The sequence below is a fragment of the Flavobacterium niveum genome (assembly GCF_055231775.1).
In genome coordinates this window covers 268732-288399 of the sequence record NZ_JBUYSX010000006.1, presented here as the reverse complement: position 1 = coordinate 288399, position 19668 = coordinate 268732, and the positions used below count along the sequence as shown (strand labels likewise).

Sequence of the window (19668 nt, the reverse complement as noted above, 5' to 3'; positions counted from 1 at the left end):
ACAAGGGTGTGTCAGGAGGGGTTTTAAAACCAAAAAAAACGCCCCACAAAGTGAGGCGTTCTGTATATCATTTCAGTAGAAATTACTTCTGTGCAAGAAATGCTTTTACAAGGAAAGAAGTAGAAGCATCGTGTGCCTTAACCTCACCTGATTTGATTTCGTCAAGGATAGAGTTGGCAAGCTGTTTACCAAGCTCCACACCCCACTGGTCGTAGCTGAAAATATTCCAGATAACGCCCTGTACAAAAATCTTGTGCTCGTATAATGCTACAAGAGAGCCAAGGGTTTCCGGGGTAAGTTTCTTAATCAGGAAGGTGTTTGTAGGCTTGTTGCCTGCAAATATCTTAAATGGCGTAAGGTATTCTACCTTATCGGCAGCGGTACCTGCTTTTTCAAACTCAGCACGCACAGTAGCCTCAGATTTGCCTGTAAGCAGCGCTTCAGTTTGTGCGAAGAAGTTACTCATCAGCTTCTCGTGGTGATCGGCATTACCGTGTAGCGGTTGGCTGAAGCCAATGAAATCGGTAGGAATAAGCTTGGTGCCCTGGTGTATCAGCTGGAAGAACGCATGCTGTGAGTTGGTGCCCGGCTCACCCCAAATGATAGTACCGGTCTGGTAGTTAACTACCTCGCCATCACGGCCTACGCTTTTACCGTTACTTTCCATAATACCCTGTTGCAGGTATGGGGCAAGTTTTTGCAGGTATTGCGTATACGGGATAAGCGCTTCGCTCTCTGCACCGAAGAAGTTGTTGTACCATACGCTAAGCAGTGCAAGCATTACCGGCAGGTTCTGGTCAAATTCCGCCGTTTTAAAGTGCTCGTCCATTTTGTTGGCACCTTTCAGCAGGTTGTCGAAGTTATCGTAACCTACCGCAAGGGCTATGGTAAGGCCCACGGCGCTCCATAGTGAGAAACGTCCGCCAACCCAGTCCCACATCGGGAATATGTTTTCTTCGGCTATACCGAACTCGGTAACCTTTTGTATGTTGGTAGAAACCGCCACAAAGTGCTTGGCCACATCTTCAGATGAAGCCGACTCCAGGAACCACTTGCGCGCTGTTTCGGCATTGCTCAGTGTTTCCTGTGTGGTAAAGGTTTTAGAAGCTACTACGAATAGTGTAGTTTCAGGGTTAAGCCCTTTAAGGCTTTCCATAACGTGGTCGCCGTCTACGTTAGAGATAAAGCGAACGTTCAGCTGGTTTTTGTAGAATTTAAGCGATTCTACCACCATGGCAGGGCCAAGGTCAGACCCGCCAATGCCTATGTTTACCACATCGGTAAAGGCTTTGCCGGTGTAACCTTTAAATTCACCGCTGATTACAGATGCTGTAAAGGCTTTTATTTTATTTTTAACGGCATATACTTCAGGGATAACATTAACGCCGTCTACCAGTACTTCAGCGCTTTCTGGGGCGCGTAATGCAGTGTGCAGTACAGCACGGCCTTCGGTGCGGTTTATGGCCTCGCCGCCAAAGTACGCATCTATAGCGCCTTTAAGGTTTACATCCTTGGCAAGGTTTTGAAGTAGTTCAAATGTTTTTTCGGTAGCGATGTTCTTAGAGAAGTCTACCAAAAAGTCTTCCCACTGAATGTGGAATTTCTCTGCACGCTGCGCATCGGCGGCAAACAGGTCCTGCATTTTGGCGTCTTTCACTTCGGCAAAGTGGCCTTGCAGCGCTTTCCATGCCGGGGTATGGGTAGGGTTAATGTTGTCTAAAGCCATTTTTCTTCTATTTTGTTGAGGAGTTTAATTTCTTTTCTGCAATGTCATCCAGCTCTTTCCTAAGCGGTTTTATGTGCTCCAGGTAGGCCGGTATGTATTTCTTGTCCATAGGCAGCGAGTTGGGCAATTTCTGCCTCAGCGCGTCTACCTGTACGCCGTTCTTCCAGAAACGGTAGCACACGTGCGGCCCGGTGGCAAGGCCGGTACTGCCCACAAGGCCAATGGTTTGCCCCTGTGTTACGTGCTGCCCGCGGTGTACCAGTATGCGGCTCATGTGCAGGTACTGGGTGGTGTAGGTGCCGTTGTGCTTCACTTTTACATAATTACCGTTACCCGATGTATAGCCCGCCTGTATTACCGTACCTGTGGCGGTGGTCATAATAGGCGTGCCGGTAGGGGCGGCATAGTCGGTACCGTTGTGGGCTTTCCACTGCATGGTAACCGGGTGGAAACGCTTGGGCGAAAAACGCGACGTTATGTGGCTGAACTTAAGCGGTGCCTTAAGGAACATGCTTTTCAGTACCTTGCCGTTTTCGTCGTAATACTGCGCTTTCGCCTTTTCGTCTGTTTTATAAGGGAATGCATAAATGCGTTCGCCTTTATATTCAAAGAACGATGATTCTATATTTTCTACGCCTGCATATATGCTGTCGCTTATGTAGCGCTCGTTTACGGCTACGGCAAACTTATCGCCCCTTTGTATTTTAAAGAAGTCGATGGTCCAGGCATATACATCGGCCAGTTCCTGCGCCATTGCGGCACTTGCACCCGCCTTGTCCAGCGTTTCGGCAAGCGAACCTTCTATCTGTGCGGCAATCACCCTGCGCTTTATGGTTATGGGCTTCACGGTCTTGCTCACTTTGGCTATACTGTCGCGAAGGTCTACCACATAAAAGCTCAGGTTGTCAGGCTCGTAAATAAACATCTGCAATGCCTTAGGGTCTTTCTTTGCCCTGAACAGCGCATAGGGTTTCCCCACACGGATGTCGCGAAGGTCAAAAGTGTCCTTTATGGCCTCGGTTATCTTGTGTATTGCGGCTGCATCATATCCTTCCTTTCCCAGTAGTCCGCCAAAGGTATCGCCCCGTTTTATGGTGTCGTGCACCACGGTAAAATCATTGGTTACAAAGCCGTATTCTTTGGTTACTTTAGGCTTTGGGGCTACTGTCTGCGGCTTTTTGGTTTCCTCTTTGTCGTTGCAGGCTATTAATGTTAGTAGTGTAAGTATGGCTACAAGATATCTCAATGCTGATGTTTTAATAGTACGGTTTTAAACATTTTCTCCCCAGGTGCGTAATTCTTCTTCAGACCATAGCTCCGGGAAAAATATCCTGCGCTGGTACTTAGGGTGCATGTACTTTTTCCAGTCGCTGCCGCCGGTAGCTTCCTGCGGGCCGCTGGTGCTTTCTATGTACTTGCGGGCGGTATTAAGGTGGCCCATAACCCAGGTAACGTTTACCGTATAGTCGTAGTGGCGCATGGCTGCTACCAGCTCAGGGTTTGCCTGGCGGTCTTCGGGCAGCTGCTTAAACTTGCGCCATATGTTTATGGTATTGTATTCTTCCATAAAGCGAAGGAACTCGCCTTTATAGCGGCGCTCAAACTCGGCAAGCAGGTAGCTTTTTTCGCCGGTATGGTAGTCCTTGCCTGCGGCCTGCCAGTACAGGTGCTCCAGGGCATGCTCATAAGGCGTATTACGGTCTATGTTATGCCTGTAGCGGTAGTCTATAAGGTTTATAAGGTCGGTACTGGCAAATTCAATCAGCCTGTACTGTGCGCTCTGGAAACCGCTGGCCGGGGTAAGCGTATTGCGGAACTTCATGTACTGCTCTATTTCCATACCATCGCCCATAATGTCAAACGAGGTGGTAAGCATGTCGAAGTAGCGGCTTATGCGGCGCAGCTTTTCGGTAAAATATTCGGCGGTGGGCACATCCGTATGGCACAGCTGGTCGATTTCCCAAAGTATCATTTTAAACAGCAGCTCGTTGATTTGGTGGTACATAATAAATACCATTTCATCGGGCAGCGTGGTGCGCTGTATCTGCAGGTTCAGCAGCGCATCGGTTTGTATATAATCCCAGTAGGTAATGGGTTTGGCCCATAACAATCCTTCCAGGTGGGTTTCGGTGCGCTGGTTAATCGCGCTGAACTTCTTTTCAAGTTCGTCCAGTTTTTCGGCTATAGGGGATGTGATCTCCATTGTGTGTTATTTCGATTTTACCTTCATCGGGTTCACAAGGCCTGAGTACGACTCCAGGTCGGCCTTAAGCGAACCTACGGCCAGGCTGGCCTTTATCCTTAGGGGTATTTTATTGTCGTCGTCTGAAATCCAGACGGTTAAACTCTCTTCTTCTTTAAATACACGCCCGGCCTGTACAAGGGGGCGGAATATCATAGTAGAAACGGTGCCAAATTTAGTGGATATATCCTCCCTACCCATGAATTTTAGTTTAAATTTTACCACTTCATCGTCAAAAAACATATCCACGTTTACAGATTCGCCCACCTTCAGCTTGTCTACCTTCGGGTGGTTCCTAAGGTAGTAAAAGGTGGAAACAATATCCTGCACATCTTCGGTTACCGAAATGGTCTTTTGTTTCTTGTGCTTATAGTCCTTAACCAGCACAGTATTATTGGCCTGGTTAAAAAAACCTTCCTGGTCTTTGGTGTAGCCGCCTTCGTCTATTTTGCGCACATACTGGTACGGTTTGCCCGTTTCCCTGTCAAAATAGCTTTCGTACAGGTCGGTTACCTTAAAAAAGAACTTGGTCATACCGGTAGTATAGCCGTTGCCCACTACGTGGTATACCTTTTTACCGTTCTTGGTTGCATCTTTTACCTCCAGTGTGGCATACCCTGCGTTTACCACACCGTAGTGTATCCTGAACTTGAAAAATTCCCCCGTCTTAAATGCACTTTGCGAAAAACCTAATGCCGTCACAAAAAGCATAATAATAACCATTAATCTTCTCATAGTAAATTTTTCTTTTGGTGTTTTGATCGGAAAATGCAATTTCTGTTCCAAAAATAAGAAAACAAAAAAACCCAGTCAAAAGTATGACCGGGTTTTTATGCTATTAACCAACCAAAAACTATAAATTATGAAAATTTACTTGCTAAAAAGAATACATTAATTACCACTTTCTTTTTCGCGGTGCAAAAGTACTGCTTTTTGTTGCATAATTCTTTCTCTAAAAATCACTTTAACATAAATTTGCTAAAAGTGAAGTTATTTTCGGTGTGTTTTTTAATGAATGTTTAAAAATATGATGCTTTTATAGCGTTCCGCGCAATGCCTGTTCGCGTTCTATGCTCTCAAACAGTGCTTTAAAGTTACCGGCGCCAAAACCGCGGGCACCCATACGCTGTATGATTTCGTAGAAAAGCGTAGGCCTGTCTTCCACCGGCTTGGTGAAGATTTGCAGCAGGTAGCCCTCCTCATCGGCATCTACCATGATACCCAGTTTCTGTATTTCAAGGATGTCTTCCTTAAACGCATCTTTATGTGCGCCAAGTCGGCTTGGTACGGCATCATAATAGGCCTGCGGTGGCTGCGAAAGGAACTCCACGCCACGTGATTTAAGGTCGCTCACCGTCTTGATGATATCATCGGTAGCGATGGCAATGTGCTGCACGCCCGCACCACCGTAAAAGTCAAGATATTCCTCAATCTGTGATTTCTTTTTACCCTCGGCAGGCTCGTTGATTGGGAACTTGATACGGCCGTTACCGTTACTCATTACCTTACTCATCAGTGCCGAATATTCGGTTGTAATCTGCTTATCATCAAATGATAAGAAGTTTACAAAGCCCATAACATCCTCATACCATTTAACCCAGGTATTCATTTCGTTCCAACCCACGTTGCCCACCATGTGGTCTACGTATTTAAGGCCGGTAGGGGCGGGATTGTAGTCGCTTTTCCATTCTTTATAACCAGGCAGGAAGGTGCCGTTATAGTTTTTGCGCTCTACAAACATGTGTACGGTTTCGCCATAAGTATAAATACCGGCACGTACCACCTCGCCAAACTCATCAGTTTCCACGGTAGGTTCCATGTATACTTTAGCGCCGCGTTTGGTAGTTTCTTCAAACGATTTGCGTGCATCTTCTACCCAAAGTGCTACTACTTTAACGCCATCGCCATGCTTTACAATATGGTCGTTAAGCGGGCTGTCGGCAGTAAGCGGGGTAGTAAATACAAAGCGGATTTTATCCTGTTTAAGCACATAACTCGCCCTGTCGCGAAGGCCGGTTTCAAGCCCTGCATACGCCACCGACTGAAAGCCGAAAGCGGTCTTGTAGTAGTGTGCAGCCTGCTTGGCATTGCCCACAATAAATTCTACATAATCAGTACCCATAAGCGGCAGGAAGTCCTGCGCACCCTCAAATATCTTTTCTAATCCGTATTCTACGTTTTTAACTTCTCTTTCCATAAAGTTTATTCTTTTGTTAACTGACATGGTGTCAGTGGTTTTTTGTTTTGTCCTGTTCTTTTGCCTTGATGCAAAAGAACCAAAAAATCAAGGCTCGCACCCTTTTACGCTACAAATTATTTCATTCGGCTAAAACATTTGAACTCGCTGCGCTCAAACAGCAAATGTTTTTACACCTCATTCCATAATTTGCTTAACGCTCAAAGGCTGATGCCTTAGCTTCACTCGAATGTACATAGAACCATAATCAGGTTCGAGTGAAGTTACTCCCCTCTCCTTTGGAGAGGGGCTGTGGGTGAGGCTTTTACTCCACCCAGCTCTTATAGTACTGTCCATCATCAAGGCCCATAGCTTCCTCGGTAACCATAAGCGGACGGAAGGTATCTACCATAACCGCAAGCTCTTCAGTCACCGTTTTGCCGATGCTGCGTTCCATGGCCCCGGGTGCGGGCCCGTGCGGTATGCCCTTAGGGTGCAGGGTTATATGGCCCTGCTCTATGTTGTTGCGGCTCATGAAATCGCCGTCTACGTAGTACAGTACCTCGTCGCTGTCTATGTTGCTGTGGTTGTAGGGTGCCGGTATCGCCTTAGGGTGGTAATCGTACAGCCTCGGGCAGAACGAACACACCACAAACGTACTGGTTTCAAAGGTTTGGTGCACCGGAGGCGGCTGGTGCACACGGCCGGTAATCGGCTCAAAGTTATGGATGCTAAAGCCATACGGGAAGTTGTAACCGTCCCAACCCACCACATCAAACGGGTGCGTGGCGTACACTACTTCGTGCAGCATGCCTTCCTTCTTAATCTTCACGATGAAGTCGCCCTTTTCGTTGTGCGTTTCCAGCTCTACAGGCAGCTTAAAATCACGCTCGCAGAACGGTGAATGCTCCAGCAGCTGGCCGCTGGCGTTTTTGTAACGCTTTGGTGTATAGATAGGTGCGGTAGATTCTACATAAAAAATACGGTTGTCCGTTGTGTCAAAATCTATCTGGTAAATCATGCCGCGCGGTATCACCAGGTAATCGCCGTACTCAAACGGGATGTTGCCCATAAGCGTACGCAGCGTACCCGTGCCACGGTGGATGAACAGCATCTCATCCGAATCAGCATTCTTATAGAAATAGCTGCGCAGCGATTGCTGCGGTGCGGCAAGCCCTATGATGCAGTCGCGGTTCACCAGCATGGCCTTACGGCTGTCCAGGAAGTCGGCTTCAGGTTTTAGTTCAAAACCTTTGAATAACAGCGACTTAATATTTTTGTCTATGGCAATTTTAGGTTCAACCGAGTACGATTTCAGTATCTCCTTTACCTGCGTAGGGCGGTGCACATGGTACAGCAAAGCCGAATGCCCGTGGAAGCCCTCGGTGCCAAACAGCTGCTCGTAGTACAACCCGCCTTCGGGCTTCTCGAACTGCGTGTGGCGCTTTTGCGGTATATTTCCTAATTTGTGGTATATAGGCATAACAGTTTCAAATTTAATGAATTAAATAATGTAATGGCGCGAATCGGTATGCCAAAATCATTCCGGGTTCCTCTTAATTAGGAACTTAAGATACGTAAGTAAGCCCTGCCATTGCGGTTTCATGTAACAAATATCGTAAAAATTTAATTTTACATTTATTTTCTGTGCTAAAAATAAATATTCGGCAATGTAAATCGTTGTAGCGCTGACTGAAATGTTATATTAATAACAAAAACCGCAGCCGTGGTTACGTAGTTTCTAATTTTGAAAGCAAAACCTTACAATAAAGTTATCAACAGGGAGATATTCCACTTTTTGTACAAATAAGTACAAAAACCTGTGGACTTTTAGTGTTGCCTAAAAATCACAATGCTTTAAAAATCAATATTTTAATAAAATTCGCCATTCCACACACCCACCCGGATATTCCACATTTTCCACAGCGTTTTTACTGAACAAATGCCTTCAGTACTACGTGTGGTTTTTTGTTTATGGTTCATGGTTTGTAGTTGTTGGTTGTCAGTTGCCGGTTGTTGGGAGCTTCACTCGGGTGGATTTTACTGAACGAATGCCTTCAGTACCTTGTGAAGGATGCTGTTGTAATTTTGCGGGGTGGTTGAAGGTTGCCAGGAGCTACACTCGGTGTGGTTTGTCTGTATATAAATCTCCCATAAGCATCTTTGCGTCTCTGCGATTTTGCGAGATATAATGGCACGCAAAGTCGCAAAGCCGCCAAGTTTTGGCGTGGCTGATTTTACTCGTCCCGTCCCAGCTAGGTACTAAGCAGTCTCATTATTATTACGTTATAAGATGGCCGCGCTCCGTACCTCCGCTCGCCAAGACGGCATCTGAAAATTGTGGACGGACACTCTGCGTCCTTCCTCCATTCCGAAGGAATGCTCTGTGTGCTTTAAGTTAATTGTAAGAAACTTTGAGTAATAACTTTCTCTGCGAAACTCTGTGCCTTCTCCGTGTGTCTCTGTGTTACAAAATTCTCATCCAGGAGCGAGCATAAGCCGAAACCATTGCAAATCCGCAGCATCAACTTCAAAACCCATCAAAAATCCCCATAACATTTCCTTTTTCTACAAATCCGTTCAGCGGGCGCTTCTGCGTGCCTCAAAATCAAACTTGGCACATTTCGCATAAAGATTGAAACAGTTGCCCACAGTGCCAAAATTGAAATCCATATAACTTTGAAAACGTTGTAGTTGATGATTTTTCAATTTTCACGCAACAAAAAACATAATTTAAAAAATAAACCCAATGAAAAAAATTACTTTTTTAACGCTGCTACTTTGCTTCAGCATCACCGCAGCATTTGCCGTAACGGTACCGCCGGGTACCAACAACATCCAGGCTGCTATTAACAGTGCCAGTGCAGGGTCTACCATTAACCTTCAGGCGGGTACCTATTATGTTTCGCAGGTTATTACGCTGAACAAGAACATCATCATCCAGGGTGTGGGCATGAACACCATTATCCAGAAAACAAACGGCACCTCGGCCGACGTCGCTGCTTTTGTAATACCCGATGGTATTAACGGCTGTACGCTGAGGGATTTCAGGCTGCTGGGGCAAAGCCTGGGCGGGCCCGGCATCATGGTGTTTTCAGACAGTAACCACCTTATAAATGTCAACGTTTCCGATTGCGGCAACAACAGTGCCGGAGGGCCGGGCAGCTGGCGTTCGGGCATCATCCTGGACGGGGCTGCCTATAACGAACTAACTAATGTAAAATCGCACCACAACAGCTGGGTGGGCATATCGCAAAACAACAGCCCCGGAAGCAGCATTACCGGCGCCGATTGTTTCCTGAACCACGGCGAGGGCCTTACCATAGACCTGGGCAGCGATAACTGCATTGTGCGCAATTCGTTATTCAACGAAAATAATGTAAGCACCCGCGGTGTGGGCGGCATTGGCATAGACGATGTTAACGGTGCCGACATACAGTACTGCACTATTAACGGTACCAAAAACCTTTCGGGCATTACGTTCCAGAACAATGTGGGCGGCGAAGACGGCTGTATCATAAAAAACAACACCATAAACAACAGCGCCCTTAACGGGGTGAGGATAAAGAATTGTACCTACGCCGTAACCCACACCACGGTAGACCTGAACAGCTTTAGCGGTAACGCCGGTACCAACGAGCTTTGGGAATGTTCGCCCGGCTCTACATCAAACAAGTTTGCACCGGCACCGGGTAAGGTTAGTGATGTTTCTGTAGCGCTGTTCCCTAACCCGGCATCAGGGTATGTAACGTACAGTTTTGGCAAAAAGGAAGAACCTGTAAGCTTCGAACTGTTTTCGCTTTCGGGCCAACGCGTACTGTCGGTACAGCTGCAAAAAGAGCGGCAGTCCGGGCAGGTTGATGTTTCATCGGTTGCCAAAGGAGTCTACCTGTACAGGGTGGCCCATTCGCAGGGTACCGCAAACGGGAAGCTGATTATTAATTAATAAATACTGCATTTATAACTATAAAAGCATCCCGTCGTGGTTTGGCTGTATTGGCAAAACCGGCGGGATGCTATTGTCTTAAACCTGAATCCTGATTATGAAGAAAATTATATTTTTAGCCCTTGCTTTGCTCCTTAACCTCACCGCCGCTTTTGCAGTAGACATACCGTTGGGCACCAATAACATCCAGGCCTATATTAACAATGCTGCTCCGGGCGCAACGCTTAATTTGCAAGCGGGAACCTATTATGTTTCGCAAACCATTACGGTAAATAAAAGCATTACGATACAGGGGGTAGGCATGGGTACGATTATCCAGAAGACCAATGGCACCACTGCCGATGTTGCCGCGATTGTAATACCCGACGGCACAAACAACGTTACGCTGAAAAATTTCAGGCTGCTGGGGCAGGACCAGGGCGGGCCCGGCATCATGGTATTTTCAGACAATAACCATTTGGTCAATGTAAATGTATCGGACTGTGGCAACAACAGTGCCGGAGGGCCTTCAAGCTGGAGGGCAGGCATACTGCTGGACGGCGCTGCCAATAATGAGTTGACCGATGTAAAATCGCATCATAATAGTTGGGTAGGGATTTCGCAGAACAACAGCCCCGAAACGACCATTACCGGTGCCGACTGCTTCCTGAACCACGGCGAGGGCCTTACCATAGACCTGGGGAGCGACAACTGTATTGTAACCAATTCATTATTCAACGAAAATAATGTGAGTACCCGTGGTGTAGGCGGCATTGGCATTGACGATGTTAACGGCGCAAGCATACAGAACTGCACCATAAACGATACCCACAACCTTAGCGCCATTACGTTCCAGAACAATGTGGGTGGCGAAGACGGCTGCATCATTAAGAATAACATTATACACAACAGTGCCGAAAACGGTGTGCGCATTAAAAACTGTGTACATGCGGTAACCAACACCACGATTTCCGATAACGACTTCAGCGCGAACGGTGCAGCCAATGTGCTGTGGGAGTGCGGCGAGCCTGTAGCAGCCGGTGACAGTTTCACTGCTAACGGAGATTTGCACGTACGCGTTTACCCAAACCCTGCCGCTGAAACCCTGATGATTGACTGGCCTTCGGGTGTTGCGCCGGTTAGCTTCCGGTTGTTCACGCTTTTGGGGCAGGAGGTATTGGTATCAGGTGCCAACGGACTTAACAGCATTGATATTTCAAAAATAGCCAAAGGCGTTTATGTATATAAAGCAACTCATGCCAAAGGACAAATCACAGGGAAACTGATTGTCAACTGATTTTTTACAGCTTAAATAGGGTTCTTTCCCGGCACAGGTGTATTATTTGTATAATATGCTTGTGCCGGTTGGGTTTTGTGGGGTGAGGTTATTTGCCAAAAAATGTAATCTCAATTATTAGGATTTATTTGCTTCTTTATGAAAATTAATTGTAGGTAATAAAAGTGGTTCTAAACCTGCTTTTAAAGAAAGACTTGCAATAGTTTCTCTTACAAAAGGGAATAGCATAGCAGGGGCATTTATTTTTGAAAAATGTTCTATAGGTAGTATTTCAACATCGCCAATCTCCCACTCACCAAGGTAAGTGACGTCAAAATTAAATAAAATATTATTCTCATCATCTTTGCCATTGACACTCACTTTCAGTCTAATTATAACTATGTCTTCATTAACTGCATTTTCAATATTTATTGATAATGAGTTAACTATAGTGGTGTCGAAATCTGCTTCAAATTCGCGCTTAAAATTACTCTCAACTAGATTGATTTTTTTTAAATTATAAGTTTTTTTTTCCATTTGATTAAGCTGCTAATGCATAATTATTTTCGCCAGCTACCAGAATATCTTTGTTATTAGTTACATTTATTACAAAGTTACAGTCAATTTTATTGTTTGTAGCAATAAAATTTTTGTTTTCTTTTCTGTTTGAAAAATTTAGATCATTAAAAATATAGTTGTTTTTGCCTATAATGTTTGAAGTTTTCAATGAACGTGGTAAAACTATTTCACATTTAATGTTCGGGAATACTTGTTCAAAAATTGTGTCATATATATCTAATAAATATTCTTGATAAAGTATCTTATGGGAGATTAAAGTAGCTTTATTTTCAGTGTCAAATAAATTGTCTTCTCCATATATAACTAAATTGTCAAAAGGAAAATTTGAGATAAAATCTAACTGTAAATCAATTTCATCGCTTCTAAAATCTTTGTTAGTTTTATACAAATCATGAGGTAATACTTCTACATAATGAGAATATGTAGAATCGTTATAATAATATTTAAATATAAAATCTTGAAATTTTTTTGCTAAATTTTCAAGTCTTTCTAAAATGAATTTTTCTGCTTTCATATTTCATAATGTTTATATAGCAATTCTCGTACCTTTTTGGCTCTTTCAAATGAGTCATCAGCCCATGTTGATTTTATTACTTTTTCTTCATAATCAGAAGCTGTTCTGGCAGCTTTTAAAGAGTTAATTTTTTGTCCAAATTCAGAGGCTACATCGTAGCCATCTTTGCTTTTGAATAAGTTTTGCAAAAGAAAACTTATATAAAGATTATGTAATCCTTTTTCATCTTCCTTTTTCTCTTCTTTTTTGTTAGCATCAGCTTTAAACTTTTCCCACTCAGTTTTAAGTTCCGTGTTTGTAATAAGATGTAGAACCACTTGTAGACAGGAATAATATGAACAATGAATACTAGATGAATAGAAAGTATAGTTTTTCTTTAATACATCTGCGGACTTATAATTAATTAAAGCTTTATTCAATAATTCGCTCATCGATAGAGAATTTTTTTCATAGGTTGGTAATTTATGAAAACTACTCCCTTATAAAGGGAGTGCAAAAGTATATATTTTTAATTTAAAATAGAAACGTATAATTATTTGTCCTCCAAAATTATGCCAATTTAAAGAATAATTTATTTTATTATTAAGTATTGAGGTAATATTAGTGATTTATTTCAATATAGTTTCAAACTATAACTTTAGTTGTTATAAAATTTTTTCAATTATATTAAGAAGTAACTATTTTACTCTCACCCCATCCTCATACTAATATGAAAAATAGCATCGCCCTCGTATACAATAGGCGCATCGTTGCTGTTGATGATATAACCGCTGTGTGGTGCGCGTACCTTCTTTTCAAACTTGCCGTATGGGTCGGTAATTAAGGCAATCACTTCGCCTTTGGTAACAAACTGCCCGGCCTTGGCCACGTTTTGGAACATACCCGACTCCCGTGCGCGTATCCATGCCGACGACCCTATGGTTATCGACGGCCTTTCGGCGGGGTGGGCGTTTTTCTTCGGGTTCAGCATGCCCAGGTGGTGCAGCACTCTCTTTACGCCCTGCACACCCTCATGGGTAATGTCAGGGTTGAGGTCGAGCGACTTACCGCCTTCAAACAGCAGCATTTTTACGCCAAGCTTACCACATGCACTGCGGAACGAACCCTTAATGTTCTTGCTGTACAGCGTAAACGGTGCGCAAAACACATCGCTCAGTTCCTTAAGTTCGGCGTCGTTTGGTACCAGGCGTATCTGCGGCGCATTAAAACGGCTGGCACCCCCGGCGTGGAAGTCAATGCAGTAATCCACATGCGGGATTATTTCCGTCAGGATGTTATAGGCAAAGCGGCTGGCCAGCGAACCCTTTTTACTCCCCGGGAACACCCGGTTAAGGTCGCGCCCGTCGGGGAACTCCCGCGATTTGTTTACAAACCCGAAGATGTTCACCACAGGTATGCAGATTATGGTGCCAATTTTCGGCTTGTTGATGTTGCGGGTAATGATTTGGCGGACAATCTCGGTGCCGTTTATTTCGTCGCCGTGCAGCCCGGCAGAGAACAGTACCACGGGGCCGTCGGCCTTGGCGCGTTCTACAATTACGGGTATTTTCAGCTTGGTCATGGTGTGCAGGCGGGCTATTTCCATGTTTATGGTTTTGCCCTGCCCCGGCAATATGGTTTCTCCCAGTATGGTAAGTTCCTGGCTCATAGGCTTGGGTGTGTTATGCGGCCGCCCTGCAGTTGCAGCGTTTGGCTAACGCTGGCAGGCACCTCGTTCTCGTAGTGGCTTACGTAGAGCAGGGTAGTGCGGGTGGTGCGGCAAATATGGTCAATAATGTTCTTTACAAGGGTTACCTGCTGCGCGTCGAGCCCCTGGCAGGGTTCGTCCAGTACCAGCAGTGCGGGCTTTTTTATAAACGCGCGGATGAGTACGGCCAGGCGCTGCACGCTGAGTGGGGCGGTGTTAAACTGCGCCCAGGCAAAGGCTTCAATGCCAAAAAGGTCCATCCATTCCAAAATTTGGCGGAGGTTATCGGGTTGTGATTTGCGGAACAGCCCCATGGTATCGTGCAGTCCCGATTCTATCACTTCGGCACACGACTGCCCCTGCGGGAAAAACCGTGGTAATTCTGCCGAGGCAAACCCGATGTGCTTTTTTATATCCCAAATGGATTCGCCAGAACCGCGTTTTATGTCGAATAGTGTGATTTTATTGGCGTAGCTCTGCGGGTTGTCGCCGTTTATCAGGCTCAGCAGGGTACTTTTTCCTGCGCCGTTATGGCCTTTTATGGCCCAGTGTTCGCCCTGTTGTACTTCGAAGTTTACAGTATCCAAAATGATTTTTTCGCCATAGCGGATGGTAACATCTTCCAGTTTTATAAGGTTGGTAAACTCCGGTATGTCCCAACCCGAAATCAACGGGTTTATCAGGCTTTCGTCAAGCCCGTGCGTTAAATCGTCGTAAGCATGCTGTGCAAAATCTTTAGCCGTGTACGTAGCGGTGAGTTTCCTGTCCTCAAAAACCGCCACATGGGTAATGGCGTCGGGCAGTTCGTCGGCCTTGGCAGACATAACCACATGGATCCCCGAAGCGATGATGTCTTCCAATAAATCATTAAAATTCTCCCGCGAGGCAATGTCAAGCCCTGCCAGCGGGTTGTCCAGCAACAGCAGTTCGGGGTTCTTTATTAAAGCTTCCGCCAAAAGCAGCCTGCGGGTTTCGCCGTTGCTCAGCAGTATAATGGGTTTTTCGGCAAAAGCCTCAAGGAGCGTCCGTTTCAGGGTATGGTTTATCGTCCAAATATCGCTTTCGCGCAAAGGGGTAATGGCCTCCAGGTATTCGCGCACATTGAGTGCATCGCCTGCCTCGGTGCTGTTAAACCGCTGTTGGTAGTAGAAATCGCCCATGTTAGAGCGGTTCTTAAAGTGGGCTGTATTGGCTACCAGCAGGGTGTGTTTCGGGCCGGTGATTTCGCCGCCACTCACACGGGTTTTGCCTGCCATAGCCTGTAACAGTACCGGTATGCCCGAAGCCGCATCGCCCACAAGCGCCCAGTTCTGGCCTGTTTGTATTGTAAAACTGAAGTCTTTTAAAACCGCTTCGGTGCCGTTAGTCACCGTAACGTTAGTATAGCTGAAAAATAGGTCTGTCATTCACAAAAAATATTCGCAACACAGGTGGTTGCTGCCAAAGCCATAAATTTAGGGAATTGAAATAATATGACGGGGATTTATGTTGTTTTTCCACCCCGGCTTTCAGCCACCCCTCCAAAGGAGGGGAATGCCACTCTGCTTATACGCTGTACAATTCCCCTCCTTCGGAGGGGTGCCCGCAGGGTGAGGTGGTTAATTAAAGACTTCGCGCTTCCTTTGAGGGACTTTGGGTAATAACTTTCTCTGTGGAACTCTGCGGTATAATTTCGCACGAAGGCGGAGAATCGCAAAGGTATGAGATGGCCGCGCTCCGTACCTCCGCTCGCCATGACAGAGCCTGAAAACTGCGAATGAACACTCCGCGTCCTCCCCACATTCCGCAGGAATGCTCTGAGTGCTTTAAGAAAACGCTTAAAAAGCTTCGGGAAACTTTGCGTTTCCTTTGAGGGACTTTGGGCAATAACTTTTCTCCGTGAGACTCTGTGCCTTCTCCGTGAAACTCCGTGTTATAAATTCTTCATCGATGGCGCGGATTTACTTCGTCAGTTCGGGCAAGCCCTCGGGTGCAATCCATGCCTTATATATAGTTTAAAATAGCTATAACTAAAAAAGCACGGATTGCAAATCATAACTGTTCGAAACCTTTCATCAGCTCCGGAGGAGCGGTATATCTATAGCAAAATGAATGATTTGGTAAGCAAAGGAGTTCCGGAGGAACGGCATATAGCCGTAGTAAATATGCCGCTCCTCTGGAGCTCTGCCCACTCCTATGCATTATTTTGCTATAGATATGTCACCCCTCTGGGGTTCTACAACCGACAAAATTCATGTTTCGAACACTTATGATTGCAAATCCGCGCTATCAACCGTGAGGGTAGTGCCAATACCCGTGTAAATCCGTTCAATCAGTGTCATCAGTGTCCCATTTTCTGAAAGCTGAGAGCTAATGGCTAAATTTATTACCTTTACCCCTATGCCAAACACCGCATTTTCCATATACAACGCCTCGGCCGGATCGGGTAAAACCTATACGCTGGTTAAGGAATACCTGCGTATACTGCTCACTTCGCCGACTGACGATGCCTACCGCCGCATACTGGCCATTACCTTTACAAACAAGGCCGTAGAGGAAATGAAAAGCCGGATTATCCTTAACCTGTCCGACTTTGCGAAAGACGACCCGGGGCCGCGCGCCGAAGCCCTTATGCAGGTAATGCACCAGGAAACAGGGCTTTCGCTTGCCACCATTAAAGATAAGAGCCGCGCGATTATAAAGAACATTATCCACAATTACGCGGCGTTTGACATCAGCACCATCGACAAGTTTACGCATAAGGTAATCCGCGCCTTTGCGCACGACCTCAACCTACCCGTAACCTTTGAGGTGTCGCTGGAAACCGACCTGCTGTTGCAGGAGGCGGTAGATGCCGTAATAGCCAAAGCCGGCGACGACCCTACCCTTACCTCGCTACTGGTGGATTTTTCATTGGACAAAACCGATAATGATAAGAGTTGGGACGTAACCTTTGAGCTGTTCCAGACCGGGCGGCTGCTGGTAGACGAAAACAACCGCACCGAACTGGAGCAGTTTGAAACCAAGACCATAGACGATTTCCTTGCTATAAAGGAAAAACTTCGGCTTACGGTAGACAACCTGGAAGCCGAATGCGTGGCGCAGGCCAATGAAATGCTGGCGCTGCTGGACAGCAACGGCGTAGACCTGAAGTCGTTTTCGCGCGGTACGTTCCCGAACCATATCGGTTACATACGCGACGGCGTGCTGAAGCCTTCGCACAAGCGCTTTTATGAGGAAGCGGAAGTAGCCATAAACAAAACCGCAAAAGACCGTGCCGTTATAGAGGGCCTGCTGCCCACCCTATTGGCACAGCTGCAAAAAATATACAAGAACTATGAGAAGAAGAATTTTTACGCCGCGTTCCTCAAAAACATTACGCCGCTGTCGCTGCTGAATACCATAGGGCAGGAACTGAAGCGTATACAGGAGGAGCAGAACGTACTTTCCATTTCGGAGTTTAATGCCATCATCCACCGCGAAATACAAAACCAGCCCGCGCCGTTTATATACGAACGCCTGGGCGAACGCTACCGCCACTTTTTTATAGACGAGTTCCAGGATACCAGCCACATGCAGTGGCACAACCTGGTGCCGCTTATAGACAATGCCCTGGCGGGGGAAGACCTGCATGCCGGGCGTGGTTCGCTAATGATTGTGGGCGACCCGAAACAGAGCATTTACCGTTGGCGTGGTGGCCGTGCCGAGCAGTTCATTGAGCTGGGCAAGGAAACCTTTAACCCCTTCTCTAACCCGGCCAAGCAAACGGTAACGCTTGATACCAACTTCCGTAGTTTTAGCGAGGTTATCGGGTTTAACAACGGGTTCTTTACGTTTTTGGCACAAAAATTCACCAACCCCGAATATGAGGCATTGTACACCAACAGCGCCCAGGGCGTAAATACCAAAGACGGCGGCTATGTGAATATTTCGTTTTTGCCAAGCCCCCCGGCCCCCGAAGGGGGAGTTGAGGGCGACGATGAGGAAGAGGTAACCAAAGACGACCTGTACCTTGAAGCTACGCTGGCTACGATAAATAAAGCGCGGGCGCAGGGTTTCCAATACAGGGATATTGTTTTGCTTACGCGGAAAAGGCAGCCGGGCGTGCTTTTGGCCAATTACCTTACCGAAAACAACATACCGATACTATCGAGCGAAACGCTGCTGATAGAGAATGCTACCCAGGTTAAGCTCATCATCAACCTGCTGCGTTACCTGAAGAGTAACGAAAATAAGGAGGCCAAGGCGCATTTCCTGTACTTTGCCAGCCGTACGCAGGCGCTTATTGCCACGCACGATTTTATAGCGCAAGGCATGGAGCAGGCCACCGAACACGATTTGGAACAATGGCTGAGCCGGTACAACATAAAAATATCGTTTAAAGACTGCCGTAAGAAATCGCTTTACGAAGCGGTGGAAAGCATTATTGACGCGTTCATTAAAGAGAAATCTAACCAGAGTTACGTGCAGTATTTCCTGGATTTGGTGCTGGAACGCGACATCCGTACGCAAAGCGGTATTGCCGACTTCCTTGAATATTGGGACAAAAACGGGTCGAAATTTAGCATACCGTCGCCCGAGGGTAACGATGCTGTACGCATCATGACCATCCATAAAAGTAAGGGGCTGGAGTTCCCCGTGGTAATTTTCCCGTTTGCCGAGGAAGACTACAGCCGCGCCCGCCGCGACAAACTGTGGCTGGAACTGGACGACGAAACCTTTGAATTTGAAAAAGCCCTGATAGACAGCAGCCGCGCCGTAGCCGAATATGGCGAAAAGGCCGCCGAACTCTACAACATTAAAGAGCAGGAGGCTATGCTGGACAACATCAACATACTCTACGTGGCGCTTACCCGTGCCGAGGAGCAGCTGTACATCATCAGCAACAGAAACTTCAGCAAAAGCGGGGCATTGCCGGAGAATAACATGTCTACATTCTTTATAGAATACCTGATGCAGCAGAGGCAGTTTAACCGCGATGTAGCCGAATATGCCTTTGGCAGCCCGCAGCGTATTTCGCACCCTGAAACCCATTCGGCAGAACAGCCAAAGATACGGGTGGTAAAGGAACGCTTTAACCCGCGTAAGGTGAAAATCGCACAGCGCGAATCGCTCATGTGGGGCAGTACGCAGGCGCAGGCCATTGAGTTTGGTAACGTTACCCACGAAGTGCTTTCGTTTGTAAAAACAACTCACAATATTCCGCTTGCGCTGACCAAAGCCATAGAAAACGGGCTTATAACCACCGCCCAACGCGAGGATATGGAGGCAATAGTTAACCTGGTGGTTACCCACCCCGACCTTGAAATTTTCTTTGCGGAAGGGAATACGGTTTTCAACGAGCAGAACATCATAGGCCCTAATATGCCGAACATAAAACCCGACCGGGTTTCTATTAAGGACGGCAAGGCCTACCTGCTGGATTATAAAACCGGCGCGCATAAGGATATCTATGAAAAGCAGCTTGCAGGCTATGCTTTTGCATTGAAACAGATGGGATATACTGTAGAGAAACAGACGATTGTTTACATAAGTGACAGTATTGAAATTGTTAATGTTTAATA

The 19668-nt window shown here is 46.2% G+C and carries 14 protein-coding genes; 3 read left to right on the top strand and 11 right to left on the bottom strand.

All coding sequences use genetic code 11. The annotated features are described in order from the left end of the window. Positions 1-82: 82 nt before the first annotated feature. The 6 genes from pgi to ACZIX4_RS15995 form a co-directional block, all read right to left on the bottom strand. On the bottom strand, positions 83-1726 hold the full coding sequence (gene pgi, locus ACZIX4_RS16020) for a glucose-6-phosphate isomerase (RefSeq protein WP_463336648.1): 1644 nt from the start codon (positions 1724-1726) through the stop codon (positions 83-85). A gap of 7 nt (positions 1727-1733) precedes the next feature. After that, on the bottom strand, positions 1734-2972 hold the full coding sequence (locus tag ACZIX4_RS16015; protein WP_463336647.1) for a peptidoglycan DD-metalloendopeptidase family protein: 1239 nt from the start codon (positions 2970-2972) through the stop codon (positions 1734-1736). 24 nt (positions 2973-2996) lie between these two features. Then, positions 2997-3929 carry a tryptophan 2,3-dioxygenase family protein gene (locus ACZIX4_RS16010; protein ID WP_463336646.1) on the bottom strand — a complete coding sequence of 311 codons (933 nt, stop codon included), beginning with the start codon at positions 3927-3929 and terminating at the stop codon, positions 2997-2999. A 6-nt stretch (positions 3930-3935) separates the two neighbouring features. Further along, positions 3936-4703, bottom strand: a complete 768-nt coding sequence (locus tag ACZIX4_RS16005) for a DUF3108 domain-containing protein (protein ID WP_463336645.1) — start codon at positions 4701-4703, stop codon at positions 3936-3938. Positions 4704-5004: 301 nt separating this feature from the next. Next, positions 5005-6165 (bottom strand): 4-hydroxyphenylpyruvate dioxygenase, encoded by a 1161-nt coding sequence (gene hppD / locus ACZIX4_RS16000; RefSeq protein ID WP_463336644.1) that lies wholly within the window; start codon positions 6163-6165, stop codon positions 5005-5007. A 304-nt stretch (positions 6166-6469) separates the two neighbouring features. Beyond that, positions 6470-7627, bottom strand: coding sequence for a homogentisate 1,2-dioxygenase (locus ACZIX4_RS15995; protein WP_463336643.1), 1158 nt, complete (start codon positions 7625-7627; stop codon positions 6470-6472). Positions 7628-8893: 1266 nt separating this feature from the next. Here ACZIX4_RS15995 and ACZIX4_RS15990 point away from each other — a divergent pair. Further along, positions 8894-10090, top strand: a complete 1197-nt coding sequence (locus tag ACZIX4_RS15990; RefSeq protein WP_463336642.1) for a T9SS type A sorting domain-containing protein — start codon at positions 8894-8896, stop codon at positions 10088-10090. Positions 10091-10187: 97 nt separating this feature from the next. Then, the gene (locus tag ACZIX4_RS15985; RefSeq protein WP_463336641.1) at positions 10188-11366 is read left to right on the top strand and encodes a right-handed parallel beta-helix repeat-containing protein; all 1179 of its coding nucleotides are present in this window, start codon (positions 10188-10190) and stop codon (positions 11364-11366) included. Positions 11367-11483: 117 nt separating this feature from the next. Here ACZIX4_RS15985 and ACZIX4_RS15980 read toward each other — a convergent pair whose 3' ends face one another. From ACZIX4_RS15980 to ACZIX4_RS15960, 5 genes are all read right to left on the bottom strand, one after another. Continuing rightward, positions 11484-11882 (bottom strand): protein-export chaperone SecB, encoded by a 399-nt coding sequence (locus ACZIX4_RS15980; protein WP_463336640.1) that lies wholly within the window; start codon positions 11880-11882, stop codon positions 11484-11486. Between the two features lie 4 nt (positions 11883-11886). Next, complete coding sequence (locus ACZIX4_RS15975) at positions 11887-12438, bottom strand: hypothetical protein (RefSeq protein WP_463336639.1); 552 nt, start codon at positions 12436-12438, stop codon at positions 11887-11889. After that, positions 12435-12869, bottom strand: coding sequence for a hypothetical protein (locus tag ACZIX4_RS15970; RefSeq protein WP_463336638.1), 435 nt, complete (start codon positions 12867-12869; stop codon positions 12435-12437). Before ACZIX4_RS15970 ends, ACZIX4_RS15975 begins: the two co-directional genes overlap by 4 nt. A gap of 257 nt (positions 12870-13126) precedes the next feature. After that, positions 13127-14086, bottom strand: a complete 960-nt coding sequence (locus ACZIX4_RS15965; protein WP_463336637.1) for a succinylglutamate desuccinylase/aspartoacylase family protein — start codon at positions 14084-14086, stop codon at positions 13127-13129. Then, complete coding sequence (locus ACZIX4_RS15960; RefSeq protein ID WP_463336636.1) at positions 14083-15531, bottom strand: ATP-binding cassette domain-containing protein; 1449 nt, start codon at positions 15529-15531, stop codon at positions 14083-14085. The genes ACZIX4_RS15965 and ACZIX4_RS15960 overlap by 4 nt, the downstream gene beginning before the upstream one ends. Before the next feature lie 973 nt (positions 15532-16504). Between ACZIX4_RS15960 and ACZIX4_RS15955 the strand changes: the two genes are divergently transcribed. After that, positions 16505-19666, top strand: a complete 3162-nt coding sequence (locus ACZIX4_RS15955; RefSeq protein ID WP_463336738.1) for a UvrD-helicase domain-containing protein — start codon at positions 16505-16507, stop codon at positions 19664-19666. The last annotated feature ends 2 nt before the right edge of the window (positions 19667-19668 follow it).

Coding starts and splice junctions, on each gene's coding strand:
- pgi (WP_463336648.1), bottom strand. CDS start 1,726: ATGGCTTTAGACAACATTAACCCTACCCATACCCCGGCATGGAAAGCG.
- ACZIX4_RS16010 (WP_463336646.1), bottom strand. CDS start 3,929: ATGGAGATCACATCCCCTATAGCCGAAAAACTGGACGAACTTGAAAAG.
- ACZIX4_RS16005 (WP_463336645.1), bottom strand. CDS start 4,703: ATGAGAAGATTAATGGTTATTATTATGCTTTTTGTGACGGCATTAGGT.
- hppD (WP_463336644.1), bottom strand. CDS start 6,165: ATGGAAAGAGAAGTTAAAAACGTAGAATACGGATTAGAAAAGATATTT.
- ACZIX4_RS15995 (WP_463336643.1), bottom strand. CDS start 7,627: ATGCCTATATACCACAAATTAGGAAATATACCGCAAAAGCGCCACACG.
- ACZIX4_RS15990 (WP_463336642.1), top strand. CDS start 8,894: ATGAAAAAAATTACTTTTTTAACGCTGCTACTTTGCTTCAGCATCACC.
- ACZIX4_RS15985 (WP_463336641.1), top strand. CDS start 10,188: ATGAAGAAAATTATATTTTTAGCCCTTGCTTTGCTCCTTAACCTCACC.
- ACZIX4_RS15980 (WP_463336640.1), bottom strand. CDS start 11,882: ATGGAAAAAAAAACTTATAATTTAAAAAAAATCAATCTAGTTGAGAGT.
- ACZIX4_RS15975 (WP_463336639.1), bottom strand. CDS start 12,438: ATGAAAGCAGAAAAATTCATTTTAGAAAGACTTGAAAATTTAGCAAAA.
- ACZIX4_RS15970 (WP_463336638.1), bottom strand. CDS start 12,869: ATGAGCGAATTATTGAATAAAGCTTTAATTAATTATAAGTCCGCAGAT.
- ACZIX4_RS15965 (WP_463336637.1), bottom strand. CDS start 14,086: ATGAGCCAGGAACTTACCATACTGGGAGAAACCATATTGCCGGGGCAG.
- ACZIX4_RS15960 (WP_463336636.1), bottom strand. CDS start 15,531: ATGACAGACCTATTTTTCAGCTATACTAACGTTACGGTGACTAACGGC.
- ACZIX4_RS15955 (WP_463336738.1), top strand. CDS start 16,505: ATGCCAAACACCGCATTTTCCATATACAACGCCTCGGCCGGATCGGGT.